Origin of the sequence: Nocardia sp. NPDC052001 (assembly GCF_040680615.1) — a bacterium.
In the GTDB taxonomy this organism is placed as follows: Bacteria; Actinomycetota; Actinomycetes; order Mycobacteriales; family Mycobacteriaceae; genus Nocardia.
On record NZ_JBFAXC010000004.1, the window covers coordinates 71,570 to 85,193 of the forward strand.

The 13,624-nt window shown below is 67.2% G+C and carries 10 protein-coding genes and 1 pseudogene; 6 read left to right on the forward strand and 5 right to left on the reverse strand.

All coding sequences use genetic code 11. From position 1 onward, the window contains the following. Positions 1-7 precede the first annotated feature (7 nt). Positions 8-1,006: pseudogene (locus tag AB0L82_RS20465) on the forward strand (agmatine deiminase family protein); the annotation flags it as partial. Here AB0L82_RS20465 and AB0L82_RS20470 read toward each other — a convergent pair. Both AB0L82_RS20470 and AB0L82_RS20475 read right to left on the reverse strand, forming a co-directional pair. Then, a complete protein-coding gene (locus AB0L82_RS20470; protein ID WP_364638279.1) occupies positions 1,003-1,599 on the reverse strand; it encodes a DinB family protein in 597 nt (198 codons plus the stop codon). The pseudogene AB0L82_RS20465 and the gene AB0L82_RS20470 overlap by 4 nt on opposite strands. 122 nt (positions 1,600-1,721) lie before the next feature. Further along, positions 1,722-2,777, reverse strand: coding sequence for a phosphotransferase family protein (locus AB0L82_RS20475; RefSeq protein ID WP_364638282.1), 1,056 nt, complete (start codon positions 2,775-2,777; stop codon positions 1,722-1,724). Positions 2,778-2,902: 125 nt separating this feature from the next. Here AB0L82_RS20475 and pabB point away from each other — a divergent pair, with 125 nt between their 5' ends. Continuing rightward, positions 2,903-5,503, forward strand: a complete 2,601-nt coding sequence (gene pabB / locus AB0L82_RS20480; RefSeq protein WP_364638285.1) for an aminodeoxychorismate synthase component I — start codon at positions 2,903-2,905, stop codon at positions 5,501-5,503. A gap of 24 nt (positions 5,504-5,527) precedes the next feature. Here the strand turns inward: pabB and AB0L82_RS20485 are convergent, their stop codons facing one another. Continuing rightward, positions 5,528-6,016, reverse strand: a complete 489-nt coding sequence (locus tag AB0L82_RS20485) for a hypothetical protein (protein WP_364638288.1) — start codon at positions 6,014-6,016, stop codon at positions 5,528-5,530. 104 nt (positions 6,017-6,120) lie between these two features. Between AB0L82_RS20485 and AB0L82_RS20490 the strand changes: the two genes are divergently transcribed. Next, positions 6,121-7,803 carry a TerD family protein gene (locus AB0L82_RS20490; protein ID WP_364638291.1) on the forward strand — a complete coding sequence of 561 codons (1,683 nt, stop codon included), beginning with the start codon at positions 6,121-6,123 and terminating at the stop codon, positions 7,801-7,803. 219 nt (positions 7,804-8,022) lie between these two features. On the opposite strand, the gene AB0L82_RS20495 is transcribed toward AB0L82_RS20490, so the two are convergent. Further along, positions 8,023-8,826, reverse strand: coding sequence for a hypothetical protein (locus tag AB0L82_RS20495; protein WP_364638294.1), 804 nt, complete (start codon positions 8,824-8,826; stop codon positions 8,023-8,025). Positions 8,827-8,906: 80 nt separating this feature from the next. Here AB0L82_RS20495 and AB0L82_RS20500 point away from each other — a divergent pair, with 80 nt between their 5' ends. The 3 genes from AB0L82_RS20500 (at position 8,907) to AB0L82_RS20510 (ending at position 12,264) form a co-directional block, all read left to right on the forward strand. Then, positions 8,907-10,136, forward strand: a complete 1,230-nt coding sequence (locus AB0L82_RS20500; protein ID WP_364638297.1) for an MFS transporter — start codon at positions 8,907-8,909, stop codon at positions 10,134-10,136. Positions 10,137-10,139: 3 nt separating this feature from the next. Continuing rightward, positions 10,140-10,511: a metalloregulator ArsR/SmtB family transcription factor gene (locus tag AB0L82_RS20505; RefSeq protein ID WP_364638300.1), complete on the forward strand. Its 372-nt coding sequence runs from the start codon at positions 10,140-10,142 to the stop codon at positions 10,509-10,511. Positions 10,512-10,650: 139 nt separating this feature from the next. After that, positions 10,651-12,264: an NAD(P)/FAD-dependent oxidoreductase gene (locus AB0L82_RS20510; RefSeq protein WP_364638303.1), complete on the forward strand. Its 1,614-nt coding sequence runs from the start codon at positions 10,651-10,653 to the stop codon at positions 12,262-12,264. A gap of 76 nt (positions 12,265-12,340) precedes the next feature. On the opposite strand, the gene AB0L82_RS20515 is transcribed toward AB0L82_RS20510, so the two are convergent. Next, a complete protein-coding gene (locus tag AB0L82_RS20515; RefSeq protein ID WP_364638306.1) occupies positions 12,341-13,378 on the reverse strand; it encodes an alpha/beta hydrolase family protein in 1,038 nt (345 codons plus the stop codon). Positions 13,379-13,624: the final 246 nt, after the last annotated feature.

A 13,624-nucleotide genomic window follows, 5' to 3' on the forward strand; every position in this document is an offset into this window, starting at 1 on the left:
GCAGCGATACCGCATGCCCGAGGAAGGCCGCCCGCACCGGCGCACCTGGATGGCCTTCGGTGCGAGCGAACGGGTCTGGACCGCGGATCTGCTACCGATGGCACAGCGCACCCTGGCCGATATCGCCCGCGCCATCGCGCGCTTCGAACCGGTGACCATGCTGGTGCGCCCCGAGGAATTGGCGGTGGCGCGAGGTCTGGTCGGCCCCGATATCGAATTGCGGGAAGCGCCGCTGGACGATCTGTGGCTACGCGATTCCGGTCCGGTCTTCGTGGTCGACGAGACCGGCGCGCAGGCCGGTGTCGACTTCAATTTCAATGGCTGGGGCGATAAGCAGCAGCATGCCGAGGATGCCCTCGCGGCCAGTTTCGTGACCGCGCAGGCGGGTGCGGAGGCGGTCCACACCGAACTGGTGCTGGAGGGCGGTGGTATCGAGGTGGACGGCGCGGGGCTGGCCATCATCACCGAAAGCTGTGTGCTGAACGACAATCGGAATCCGGGGTGGACCAAACCGGAGGTGGAGCAGGAGCTGGAACGTCTGCTCGGCATCGAGAAGATCATCTGGCTGCCGGGTATCGCGGGTCGCGATATCACCGACGGCCATACCGATTTCTATGCCCGGTTCGCCCGGCCGGGCGTGGTGGTGGCCGGGCTGGAGAACAATCCCGACGCCTACGACTACGAGGTCACCCGCGCGCATGTGCAGATCCTGCGCGAGGCCACGGATCAGCATGAGCGCCCGCTGCGCCTGGAGGTGATCGAGGGCCCGGATACCGTCCGCCCGGAGTGGATCGACGCCGAATTCGCGGCGGGCTACCTCAACTTCTACGTCTGCAACGGCGGAGTCATCACCCCGGAGTTCGGCGATTCCTCGCGCGATGCCGCCGCCAAGTCCACCTTGGCGCGATTGTTCCCCGATCGTGAAGTGGTGCAGTTGAATATCGACGCCATCGCGGCGGGCGGCGGCGGTATCCACTGCACCACGCAGCAGCAACCGCGCGTCTAAGCTGTTGCGGCGCTCCGCTTCTCGACATCGTGCACGTGGTGCACGAGATCGTGCAAGAAGTAGCTGCCCAGGGTCCGCACGGTGAACAGCGATCCATTGCTGCGCTTGGCCGGGCGATCGAGTTCCGCGGCGGGCACGGATTCGTATGCGCGAGCGGTGTTCTCGGCGGCGTCGCGCAGGTCGGCGGCGACCTGCGCGATGCGCTGCGCGGCGTAATCCTCCGCGAGCGCGGTCTCGTCCTGATCCCAGTTGGCGAACATGGGGATGCCGGATTCATCGATGACGACCGAGGCGTCGTATCCGGCGAGCACCGGTCCGGGCCGCGCGGATCCGGTGCGGGTGATATCGAGCCGATGCTCGAAGATCCGGCACACATCGCGCACGTGCGCGGCGTATTCGAGGCTGGACCAGGTCGAATCATCCGGCCGCACAGCGGCATTGGGATCATCGAGGGCGGCGGTCAGAGCGGCGGCGCTGCTGCGCACCTGCCCCGGGATGGCATCGAATCGCACGGCGCTCGGGTCGTACCCGCATTCGTCGCAGGTGCGTTCGAGCACCCAGGTCCAGTCCTTGGCATCGGGAACGATCGGCATGCGAACAACGTACGATGGCGCAAGATCTTCGGCCACCAATATCCCGCCAGGCGACATAAACATCGCGACAAGTTTGCCGAACCGCGGGTGCCGCCCCGCCCGGGCGGGGCGGCACCCGGGCCTCACTCCATCAACCGATGCGCCTTACCGAACAACTCCAGGGTGATGGCGTGCAGGAAATCACCAACCTGTTTGGGCGCCTTGCCCGCGGCCGCGCGCGCGTACGTGCCCTCCAGCACGATGCCGAGCTTGAAGCACGCCAGCACCGTGTACCAGGCGACATTGCTCAGATCGCGGTCGGAGAACTTGCCGTAGTGCTCGATCATCTCCGCGGCGGTGGGCAGGCCGCCGACCGCGCCGAGGGTGCCGATGAGCGCGGCCCCGGTGGTGCCGGGTTCGGGGCGGGTGGCGATCTGCCAGCCCAGATCCAGCAGCGGATCACCGATGGTGGACATCTCCCAGTCGACCATGGCCGCGACCTCGGGGCCGTCGAAGGAGAACATCATGTTCGCGAGATGGCAGTCGCCGTGCAGGATGCCGGGCGTCCACTGCGCGGGGCGGTTGCGGTCGAGCCAGTCGCCGACCCGGTCCACGCCCGGGATTTCGGGCCCGGCATAGCCCTCGTTGACGCTGTAGGACTCGAGTTCCTTGAGCCAGCGCGGCACCTGACGTTCCAGAAACCCTTCGGGCTTACCGTAATCCGCGAGACCGAGCGCCTCGTGATCGAGCGAGCCGAGCCGCGCGATGGCCTCCACGGCCGAGAGTCCCATCTGCCGCCGGATCTCCGGATCGCCCGCGTGCAACGGGGGCAGTTCGTTCTGCGGGTTGAAGCCGACGATCGGCTCCATGAGATAGAAGTACGCCCCGATGAGCGATTCATCGGCCCCGGCCGCGATCACCTTGGGCGCGCGGATACCGGTTCCGGCGAGGGCCTCGAGAATGCGCGATTCGCGGCGGATCACATTATTGCTCGCGGCCCGCAGGTGTTTGGGCCCGCGCCGCAGGACATAGTCCCGTCCGCCCCGGGTGAAGCGCAGCATGATGTTCTGGGTGCCGCCGCCGAGGGGTTTCACCTCCTCGAAGTCACCGCCGGGCAAGCCCTGCTCGTCCATCCACTTCCCGACAACGGCGAAATCGACGATGTCGCGATCCACATCGACCGGCTGCACTTCAGACATGTCCCACATTGTGCCGTAACCGTCCAGCACAACTGAAGGCATATGCCCGCAGAAGTGGTTTCGGCCTCGTTCACGCAGGTCGAGACCGGGGGCGCGCACGGTGGTGGCGTAAAGTTGCCAGCCAAATGCGCACGCTGCTGATCGACAACTACGACTCCTTCACCTACAACCTGTATCAGCTGATCAGTGAGGTGAACGGGGTGGAGCCCGTTGTCGTGCGCAATGACGAGGTGCGCGAGCTGTCCGAGTTGGACCTCGGCCGGTTCGACAATATCGTCATCTCCCCCGGGCCCGGCCGCCCCGATATCGCGCGCGATTTCGGTATCTCCGCCGCGCTCATCGCGCATGCCGAACTGCCGTTGCTCGGCGTATGCCTCGGCCATCAGGGCATTGTGCTCGGCGCGGGCGGGCTGGTGACGGCCGCGCCGCGAGCCCGGCATGGGTTCCCGGATCGCATCACCCATGACGGCCGCGACCTGTTCGCAGATGTGCCACAGGATTTCACGGCCGTGCGCTATCACTCGCTCGCGGCGGCCCGGCCGCTGCCGGAAGCGCTGGAGGTCACCGCGACCACCTCGGACGGTGTCGTCATGGGGGTGCGACACCGCACCCGCCCGCAGTGGGGCGTGCAGTTCCACCCGGAATCCATTGCCAGCGAGTACGGTGCGCAGCTGCTGCGGAACTTCAAGTCCCTCACCACCCTTCACGCCGGACGCCGGTGGCTGCGCGGTGCGGTGGTGGCGTTGCGGCCCGCCGAGAGCGCGGATGTGCCCGCGCTGGCGGCGATTCGGGCGACACCCGAGGTGCGCCGATGGTGGCAGACCGACACCGATCCGAACCCGCAGATCGAAGCCGAACTCGCGGACCCGGATTCGCGGGGCTGGGCGATCGAATACGACGGCCGGGTGGCCGGGCTGATCCAGTGGTACGCGGAAGAGGATCCCGAATACCGGCATGCCGGAATCGATATCTACCTCGATCCGGCGGTGCACGGGCGCGGTATCGGCACCGACGCGGTGCGCACGCTGTCCCGGCATCTGTTCACCGAGCACGGCCATCACCGGCTGGTCATCGATCCGGCGGCCGATAATGCCGCGGCGATCGGCTGCTATCGCAAGGCCGGGTTCCGCCCGGTCGGCCGGATGCGGCAGTACCAGCGCGGCAGTGACGGCAGCTGGCAGGACGGGCTGATGATGGAAATGCTCGCCGACGATATGGTCGCCGAGCCGCTCGCCCCGGAGACCGAAAGCACCCTGCCCGCAATCGATTACACGGTCGAACAGGTCGTGATCGAGCGCGCGGTGGACACGGAGGCATTGTTCCTGCGGCTCTACGCGGACGCACCGTCCGCCTTCTGGCTGGACAGCGAACATGTGGAGCCCGGCCTGGACCGCTTCTCCTTCCTCGGCGACGGATCGGGTCCGCTCGCCGAAATGGTCCGCTACAGCGTGGGATCCGGTGCGGTGCAGGTGGATTCCGCGACCGGCACCCGCACGGTGCCCGGCGGGGCGCTGGACTACCTATCCGGCGAACTACGCCGCCGCCGCATCGAATTCCCGGACGTGCCTTTCGATTTCGTCGGCGGTTACGTCGGTTACCTCGGCTACGAGATGAAGGCGGACTGCGGAGCCCGCGCCGCCCACCACTCCCCCACCCCGGACGCCCAGTGGCTCTTCGCCGATCGTGTCATCGTGGTCGACCACGAGGCCGGCCGCACCCACCTGCTCGCCCTCGCGGAATCGCGCACCGCCGCCCCGGATTCGCTTGCCGCCGCGCGGGATTGGCTCGCCGCCACCCGGGCGATCGTGGAGACGCTGCCGACCTGGGAGAATCCGCCGGATCTGGCGCTCCGGACGGATGAGAGCGTGGTCGCGCCGCTGCTGACCCGGGGCCGGGAGCGGTATCTCGCCGATGTCGCGGCGTGCCAGGACCAGTTGCACGCGGGCGAGTCGTACGAAATCTGCATTACCGACAGCGCGTATCTCCCCGTCGACAGCGACGGGTTAGACGTCTATCGCACACTGCGGCGCTGTAATCCCGCGCCCTACGCGGCTTTTCTGCGTTTCGAGGACCTCGAGGTGGCGTGCTCCTCGCCCGAGCGTTTCCTCAAACTGGATCGCGCCCGCACGGTGGAGAGCAAACCGATCAAGGGCACCGCGCCGCGCGGCGAGACGCCCGGTGAGGACCACCGGCTGGCGGAGACCCTGGCGCTGGATCCCAAGACGCGCGCCGAGAACCTCATGATCGTGGATCTGCTGCGCAATGATCTGGGCCGGGTCTGCGAGATCGGCTCGGTGCACGTGCCCAAGCTCATGGCGGTGGAGACGTATACGACTCTGCACCAACTGGTTTCGACGGTGCGCGGCACCCTGCGCCCCGGACTCGGCGTGATCGACGCACTGCGCGCGTGCTTCCCCGGCGGCTCCATGACCGGTGCGCCGAAGCTGCGCACCATGGAGATCATCGACGCCCTGGAAACCGAAGCCCGCGGCATCTATTCGGGCACCATCGGTTTCCTCGGCCTCGGCGGCACCGCCGACCTGAATATCGTCATCCGAACCGCGGTGCGCCACAACGGTTCCTGGCGCGTGGGTGCGGGCGGCGCGATAGTCCTGGACTCCGACCCGCACGACGAATACCAGGAAATGCTCTGGAAGGCCGCCACCGCCCTGCGCGCCCTGCCCGGCCTGGCCGTCGCCCCGAAGGCACCCCTCCCCTCGGCCTGAGCGCGCGATATCCGGGCACGAACGCTATTTGATGCGACGCGGTTTGGGCGCGGGTTCCGGTGCGGCGGTTTCGCGGATGGCTCCGGTGAGGCGGCCGAGCAGGGAGACGCCGGGGAGCTTCTCCAGACGGCCGAAGGCGTCCTCGGCGACGGCGCTCAGGCTCTCCAGGCGGGTGAGGAGTTTGTCGTAGGCGACGAAACCCGGCTCGGCCAGCGCCAGTGTGCGGTCCAGGCGGTCGATGGTGGAGTTGAGGCGTTCGATCGCGATGGTGAGGTTTTCGATGAGGTCGGGCAGTTGCGCCGCCAACTGCATCGACGCCGGGGGCAGCCGCACGGCGGTGTCGAATGCCTGGGTCGCGGTGAGCTGGGCGGAGTCGAGCGCATCGCCCGCCGCGGCCTGTGCGGCCAGCACCGCGGCCTGTGCGGCGGCGAGGATATCGCTGGGCATGGGCACGCGCGGGGCCTGCGGCTTACCGCGCGGCGGCTGCTGGCCCGGTTCCTTCGGTGAGGTCATGAGTCCACTGTGCCGCAGTGGCGGCCTCCCGTAAATCACGTTCGGACCGGGTGTTTTCCGGCGGCTCCGAAGCTGTCGGGGGTGCGTGGCATAGTTCGATCACAATGAAACTCACCAAGGGTGGCCATGCGCCGGTTCCGACATCGCTTCTGACGGTTGTCCTTTCGTGGCAATCCGATCATGAGGTGGATGCGCACGCCTTGTTATTGGCCGAGGACGGCCTGGTCCGCTCGGACAGAGATTTCGTTTTCTTCAACGCTCCCCGGCACGTCTCACAGGCGGTGACGCTCGATCCCGAGCCCGCGCCGGGCACCGCGCGGCTATCGGTTTCCCTGCCGCGCACCGAATCCGAGGTCGCGCGGATCGCGGTGACCGGTTCGGTGACCGGCTCCTTCGCCGACGTCCCGGGCCTGATCCTCACCGTCTTCGACCACAATCGCCCGGTGGCCTGGTTCGAGGTCACCGCGGCGGAACCGGTGCGCGCCATGCTCTTCGGCGAGTTCTACCGCCGCGACGACGCCTGGCGGTTCCGCGCGATCGCCCAGGGCTGGGCGAGCGGGCTGGCCGGAATCGTCACCGAATTCGGGGTCCGGGTGGATGATCCGGCCGACGCGGGGCGGGCCGAGCCGCCCGCCCGCGCGTCCGGCTCGGAGCCGTCACCGCGTCCGGGGCGGCGCGGATTCGCCATCGAACGGGAAGTGCCGCCCGCGCCGCCGGCGCTGCCGCCGAATCCCGAACGGGCGGACTGGCATCCGGATCCGCATGGGCCGGGGCTGCGGTGGTGGGATGGGGAGGCGTGGACGGCGACCACGCGCGCGGCGCTGTCCGTGGACGCCCGGCACTGCGCGCGCTGCGGGCGGCCGCGCCGGTGGCGGTTGTTCGGCGGCCCGGCGCTGTGCCGGGAATGCTCCGAGGAGATCGAGAAGTACCTGTCGGGCTGGCGCGGCCGCGCCGAACGGGTCTTGCGCACCGCCGGACCGCGGGGTTCGGAGTGGGACAAGTTGTGGGCGGCGCTGCGCTATCAGCGCATCGAGGCGGCGGCCGGGTTCGCCACGCTGCGGCCCGCGGCGCAGGACCATATGGAACGGCTGGTGACGTTCGCGTTCGCGGACGGGGTCATCGATCAGTCCGAACTGGACGATTTCGAGGCCGCGATCGCCGCACTGGCACTGGACGGCCCGCTCATCGAGGATCTGCGCCGTCGCATGGGGCGCGGCCGCATGCTGACTCGGCTGCGCTCGGGTGAGCTGCCGGTGCTGAGCGCGACCGGCCTGCACCTGGATCCGGCGGAGCGCCTGCATCTGAATGTGCCCGCCATCCACATCAGGCAGTTGGCGCGCGGCCCCAAGCTCACCGAGGGCCGCCTCATTTGCAGCAATAAGAAGCTGCGTTTCACCGGCCCGGATACCGGCACCGAAATGCCTTGGGCGCGCGTGGTTTCGGTAACCGCGATGAGCGGCCGGGTCTCGGTGGCCGCCACCTCCGCACGCGGCGGCGCGGTCTTCGAGGTGGCCGATCCCGATCATGTCGCCGCCACCATGGAGGGTGCGCTGCGGGTGGCCAAACGCCTCACGCTGTCACCGGGCCGCCGCGATACGCGCAGTATCTCGCAGGAGATCAAGGCCCAGGTCTGGCAGCGGGACGGTGGTAAATGCGTCGAGTGCGGCGAGAGCCACTATCTCGAATTCGACCACATCATTCCGTTGAGCCGGGGCGGAGCCACCAGCGCCGCCAACCTCCAGATCCTGTGTCGCGCCTGTAATCGCGCGAAGGGTGCCAATCTCTGATTGTCGTGCGCCCCATTGCGCAAACCCCCCGACCACGCTGTCGGGGCGCCGTCACCGGAACCGATGGAGCCGGGCCGCTGACCTGACTCCATTCTCGGCGGCCGTGACCAGGCACGACATCGGTAATTCCCCCGAGATACCCCGTATTTCTCCCGGGGTACGTATGGTCCGTGCGGCGCAGTCGCCGTCACCTTCCCGGCGTAGTCGCCCGGGGGCCGGTCAGTTGCGGCGCACGCGCTGCACGGCGGGTTCGGCGCAGAATTGCTCGGTGGCCTCGCCGAGGCTCAGTCCGGTGATATTGAGTCCGCCGGAATCGATTGTGGTGCAGGTGGTTCCGGCGACCTTGCCATTGCCGTCGTCGATGGGGCGGACCTGGGCGGTCAGCAGCGGATGCAATTTGTCCGTCACGAAGGTCCAGAATTCGATATCCCAGGCGGCATAACCGGCGCGCGAGGACACCACCACGTAGTTCGCTGCCGAGGTGTCCATACCGACTCCGGCCAGTTCGCCCGAGCGGTGATAGTCGAGGGCATCGCCGGTGGCGTGGTAGATCGCGTACCGCGCATTGGCGGTGGCCAGGGCGAGCGGAATGATCAGCTCATCGCGGCCGTCATTGTCCAGATCGCGGAGTTTGGGGACGGTTCCGGCGACATCGGTATCGGATTCCACGATGGTCTGGCGGGCGGAGCCGTTCGCATCGAGCACCGCGACGGTGGTGGTCATATGCGCCCGGCTGCCGGTATGCCGGATCTCGAAGCCGAGTCCGGCGATATCGTGGGATTGCAGTCGGCAGTCGGGAGCCGTTGCGGCCGTGCCGATATCGCCGCAGGGCTGCACCACCGCGCCGGGGGCGGCACCGGGCGGGGTGGCGGGTTCACCGGTGGGCGCGACGGTGGTCGAGACGACCGGGGCGGCGCTGCCCGCGAGGTTCGGCGCGGGTTCGGCGCTGCCGTGTGAATCGCAGCCCGAAAGTAGTAGTGCGGCGACTGCGGCCGCGGTGCCGACCGCCGGGTTCCTCCCCATACCGGCGAGGATAGCCGCCTGCCGCCCGCTACACGACATCATGTGCACATCTGCGCACTCATTGGCGTATGCTCGGCGCCATGCTCGATGTCCTGCGGCACACTCGATTCCGGCGACTGTTCACCGCGCAGGTGGTCGCACTGCTGGGTACCGGCCTGCTCACCGTGGCGCTCGGCCTGCTCGCCTACGATCTGGCGGGCGCTCGCGCCGGGGTGGTGCTCGGCACCGCCCTCGCGGTCAAGATGCTGGCGTATGTGGCTGTCGCGCCGGTGATTTCGGCGCTCACCGAGCGGGTGCCGCGCACCGTGCTGCTGGTCTCGGCCGACGTCCTGCGCGCCGCGATCGCGCTGGCGCTGCCGTTCATCACCCGCACCTGGGAGATCTATCTGCTGATCGCGCTGCTGCAATCGGCGTCGGCGACCTTCACCCCGGCATTCCAATCGGTGATTCCCAGCGTGCTCCCGGATGAGCGGGATTACACCCGGGCGCTGTCGCTATCGCGTCTGGCCTACGACATGGAATCGCTGCTGAGCCCGATACTGGCGGCCGCCGCGCTCACGGTGATCAGCTATCACGCGCTGTTCGTGGGCACCGCGGCCGGTTTCGTGGTGTCGGCGACCATGGTGCGCGCCGCGCGCCTGCCCCGGCTCACCGGTGACAGTTCCGGACCACTGTGGGCGCGGATCACGCACGGGGCGCGCATCATGACGCGGCGCCCGGTACTGCGCGGCCTGCTGGCCATGAATCTGGTTGTGGCGGCGGCTACTTCACTCGTCGTGGTGAATACCGTCGTCTATGTCCGGGATCGGCTCGGCGGCACGAATTCCGATGTGGCGCTGGCGCTGGGCTGTTTCGGATTGGGCTCCATGCTGGTGGCGCTCATGCTGCCTCGCGTCCTGACCGGCGTCCCGGATCGCGCGGTCATGTTGACCGGATGCCGCATCCTGCCGGGGGCATTGGCCGTGGCGGCGGTGGTTCCGCTGCTCGGCCCATGCACCGGCAGCGCACTGCTGTCCGCGACCTGGATCGCGCTCGGTGCGGGCACCTCGATGATCAACACCCCGTCCGCGCGGCTGTTGCGCGCCGAATCCGATTCCGCCTCCCGCACCGCGGTTTTCACCGCGCAGTTCTCGCTCTCGCACGCGTGTTTCCTGTTCACCTATCCCATCGCGGGCGGGCTGGGCGCGGTGGCCGGGCTGCCGATCACGGCGGTGGTACTCGCGGTGATCGCTACACTGGCAGCTACGACGGCCGCACGGGTGTGGCCCGCGCTCGCCCCGGTGGGTGGTGAGGTGACGGCAGGAAGGTGAGCCATGGTGAGCAAGAGCAATGCGAAACCATTGCCCGCCGCTGCCAGTCTCACGCATCCGGTCGATCCGGACCAGGCCCGCCTGGACGCGGCGACCGCCACCTTCCGCATGCTGTCCGACCCCACCCGCCTGCATATTCTCTGGATTCTGGCCGACGGCGAGGCCGATGTCACCGCGCTCACCGAGGCGTGCGGCGCATCCCGCACGGCGGTCAGCCAGCATTTGGCCAAGCTGCGTTTCACCGGTCTGGTGGATACCCGGCGCGATGGCCGCCGCATCATCTATCGCATTCGGGACGGTCATCTGGCGCGCCTGGTCCGGGAGGGCCTGAACCACGCCGATCACATCGTCACCGGTGAACCCGCGCACGAATAGCGCGCACTCCCCCGTCGTTCCGAACGGGACTTTTCTCGTCTGTCTCCTGGTCAGTGGGACGTACCCTCGCGGCCGGTCGCCGCGCGCTCGACGATATGCCTAATCGAAATAGTTTCTGAATGAAGTCGAGAGGGCACGCATGCATGCCAGCGCCGAGCAGGCCGAACAAAACGATGTGATCATCATCGGCGCCGGATTCGCCGGTCTCTACGGTGTCCATCGGGCCGCCCGGGCCGGATTGAACGTGCTGGGCCTGGAGGCCGGCGAAGATGTGGGCGGCACCTGGTTCTGGAATCGCTATCCGGGCGCGCGCTGCGATGTGGAGAGCGTGGACTATTCCTATTCGTTCGATGACGATCTGCAGCAGAGTTGGACCTGGACAGAGCGTTTCGCCGCGCAGCCGGAGATCCTGGCCTATATCCGGCATGTGGCCGAGCGCTTCGATCTCAAGCGCCACTACCGTTTCGAGCAGACCGTCACCGCCGCGCATTTCGATGACGAAGCGGCCGTGTGGACGATCACCACCGCTTCGGGCGACGAATTCCGTTCCCGCTTCGTGGTTTTCGCCACGGGCTGCCTGTCCGCGCCGATCAAGCCGAATATCCCGGGCGTGGAAACCTTTGCGGGCGAGGAGCTTTTCACCGCGCGCTGGCCGGAGGAGGGCGTGTCCTTCGAGGGCAAGCGGGTCGGCGTGATCGGCACCGGCTCGTCCGGCATCCAGGTCTCCCCCATCATCGCCCGGGAAGCCGAGGCGCTCACCGTCTTCCAGCGCTCCCCCAATTTCAGTGTGCCCATGCCGAATCGGCCGTGGACCGCGCAGGAGCAGCAGGATATTCGCGCCACCTACGGGCAGCGCCGGGAGAAGTCCTACTACGCCCCCGCCGCGACCCCACATCCCAGCCTGCAGACCAAGGCGCTGGAGATGAGCCCCGCGGACCGCGAGGCCGCCATGGAGGACCGCTGGAACGGCGGCGGCGTGCTGTTCAACAAGGTGTTCCCGGATCAGAACAGCGATATCGCGGCCAATGAGATAGTGCGCGATTTCGCGGTCGCCAAGATTCGTGCCAAGGTCGAGAGTGATTCCGTGGCAGCCGATCTCATTCCCACTGATCATCCGATCGGCACCAAGCGCATCTGCACCGACTCGGGCTATTACGAGATGTTCAATCGCCCGAACGTCACGCTGGTGAACCTGCGCCGCGAGCCGATCGAGGAGATCACCCCCACCGGCATTCGCACCGGGGACAGGTTCATCGAGATCGACACCCTGGTCTACGCAACGGGATTCGACGCCATGACCGGTGCGCTGTTGCGCATCGACATCCGGGGCGCGCGCGATACCCGGCTGCGGGACACCTGGGCCGACGGTCCGGTCACCTACCTGGGCTTCGGTATTCACGGTTTCCCGAATATGTTCAGCATCAACAGCGTCGGCACTCCGTCGGTGATGGCGAATATGGTGCTGCACTCGGAACAGCAATTGGATTGGGTGCTCGCGCTCATCGAACATTGCCGCGCACAGGGGATTCGGAAGGTCGAGGCGCGCGAGGAGGCGGCGGCCAAATGGACCGATCACCTCATGGAGGTCGCCGAGGGCACGCTGTTCGTGAAGGCGAACTCCTGGTACATGGGCGCGAATGTGGAGGGTAAGAAGCGCGTATTCATGCCGTACATCGGCGGTTTCGGCAATTACCGCCGGTTCTGCGATGACGAGCGCGACAGCGGGTACCCGAGCTTCGAACTCAGCTCGTAATCGGTACCGAGAAACCGGCTCGCCTCCACATCCCCTTGGAGGCGAGCCGGTGTCTTTGTGTGCGAAGAACTTCCGGTCAGGCGGGCAGGCCGAGTCCAGCTGCCAGCACCGGCCAGGAATTCTTCAGGTCATCCTGCCAGTAGCCCCAGGAGTGGGTTCCGGTCGGTGTGAAATTGAAGGTGGCCGGGATGCCGAGCTGGCCGAGTTTGGCCTGCAGATTATGCGAGCAGTAATTGGTCGCGGCTTCCAGGGTGCCGCCGACGGTGACCTGATTGGCCAGGCCACCGACGCCGGGCAGGGTGTGCGTACCGTCCAGGGTGTCCCACGGGCCGGGCAGACCGGAGCCGCTGGAAATATAGAGGTTGACGCCGCGCAATTGATCGGCGTGCACATACGGGTCATTGGCGGCCCACATCGGATCACCCTGCGGGCCATACATATTCGCCGAATCGCCACCGCCCGCGGCGACGACGGTATTGACGAAGTTGTAGCCCAGTGGATCACTGATCTGAGCGCACCCGCTGTACGAGGCCACCGATTGATAGAGACCCGGCGCGGCGATGGGCAGCTGCAATACCGACGTGCCCGCCATCGAGAGTCCGGCGATGGCGTTGCGCCCGTTGGTGTTCAACGCCCGATCGATGAGCGGCGGCAACTCCTCGGTGAGGAAGGTCTTCCACTTGTTCACGCCCAGTTTGGGATCCGGGTCGCGCCAATCGGTGTAGTAGCTGAATTGACCGCCGACCGGCTGCACCACATTGACGTTCTTATCGGACAGGAAGTTCAGCACATCGGTCTGCTTCTGCCAGGTGGCCGAATCCTCGCCGCCGCCCGCGCCATTGAGCAGGTACAGCACCGGGGCCGGGGCGGAGGTGTCGGCGGGGCGCTGCACATCGATCTCGATGTTCTTGTCCATGGCGGCCGAATAGACCTGGAGTTTCACGGTGCGGTCATCGCCGGGGGCGCTGGAGACGATCTTGGAGCCGTCGGCGGAGGTGCCGGAGGGGCTCAATGCCGATGCGGGAGCGGCGGACGCGGTACCCGCGGCGATTGGTAGCAGGACGGTTGCGGTCAACGCGACAACCGCGTCGCCCAAGGTCTTCGACAATCGCACGCGGGTGATCTCCTCGTTCAGATGGCTATTTCCACTCGGAAAGAAATAAGCCTGCCCCAGTTCACTGAGTGTTTGCTAGCGCGAACCTGATGGGCCGCTGAGAGAGGTTCCTGACCAGCGCGAAGCAACCCGGAATCCGTGCTGCCGATGATCGGTCCGGCGCTGTCAGCGCACTGTCGGCCGACTGTCAGCGGCGCTCGGCAAGCTGATTTCAGACCGGATGAGCGGCACCGAACGAGCCGCCAC

Excerpts from the sequence above, each read along its gene's own strand:
- AB0L82_RS20510 (WP_364638303.1), top strand. The coding sequence starts at position 10,651 with ATGCATGCCAGCGCCGAGCAGGCCGAACAAAACGATGTGATCATCATC.
- AB0L82_RS20470 (WP_364638279.1), bottom strand. The coding sequence starts at position 1,599 with ATGCCGATCGTTCCCGATGCCAAGGACTGGACCTGGGTGCTCGAACGC.
- AB0L82_RS20490 (WP_364638291.1), top strand. The coding sequence starts at position 6,121 with ATGAAACTCACCAAGGGTGGCCATGCGCCGGTTCCGACATCGCTTCTG.
- AB0L82_RS20505 (WP_364638300.1), top strand. The coding sequence starts at position 10,140 with ATGGTGAGCAAGAGCAATGCGAAACCATTGCCCGCCGCTGCCAGTCTC.
- AB0L82_RS20475 (WP_364638282.1), bottom strand. The coding sequence starts at position 2,777 with ATGTCTGAAGTGCAGCCGGTCGATGTGGATCGCGACATCGTCGATTTC.
- AB0L82_RS20485 (WP_364638288.1), bottom strand. The coding sequence starts at position 6,016 with ATGACCTCACCGAAGGAACCGGGCCAGCAGCCGCCGCGCGGTAAGCCG.
- AB0L82_RS20495 (WP_364638294.1), bottom strand. The coding sequence starts at position 8,826 with ATGGGGAGGAACCCGGCGGTCGGCACCGCGGCCGCAGTCGCCGCACTA.
- AB0L82_RS20500 (WP_364638297.1), top strand. The coding sequence starts at position 8,907 with ATGCTCGATGTCCTGCGGCACACTCGATTCCGGCGACTGTTCACCGCG.
- pabB (WP_364638285.1), top strand. The coding sequence starts at position 2,903 with ATGCGCACGCTGCTGATCGACAACTACGACTCCTTCACCTACAACCTG.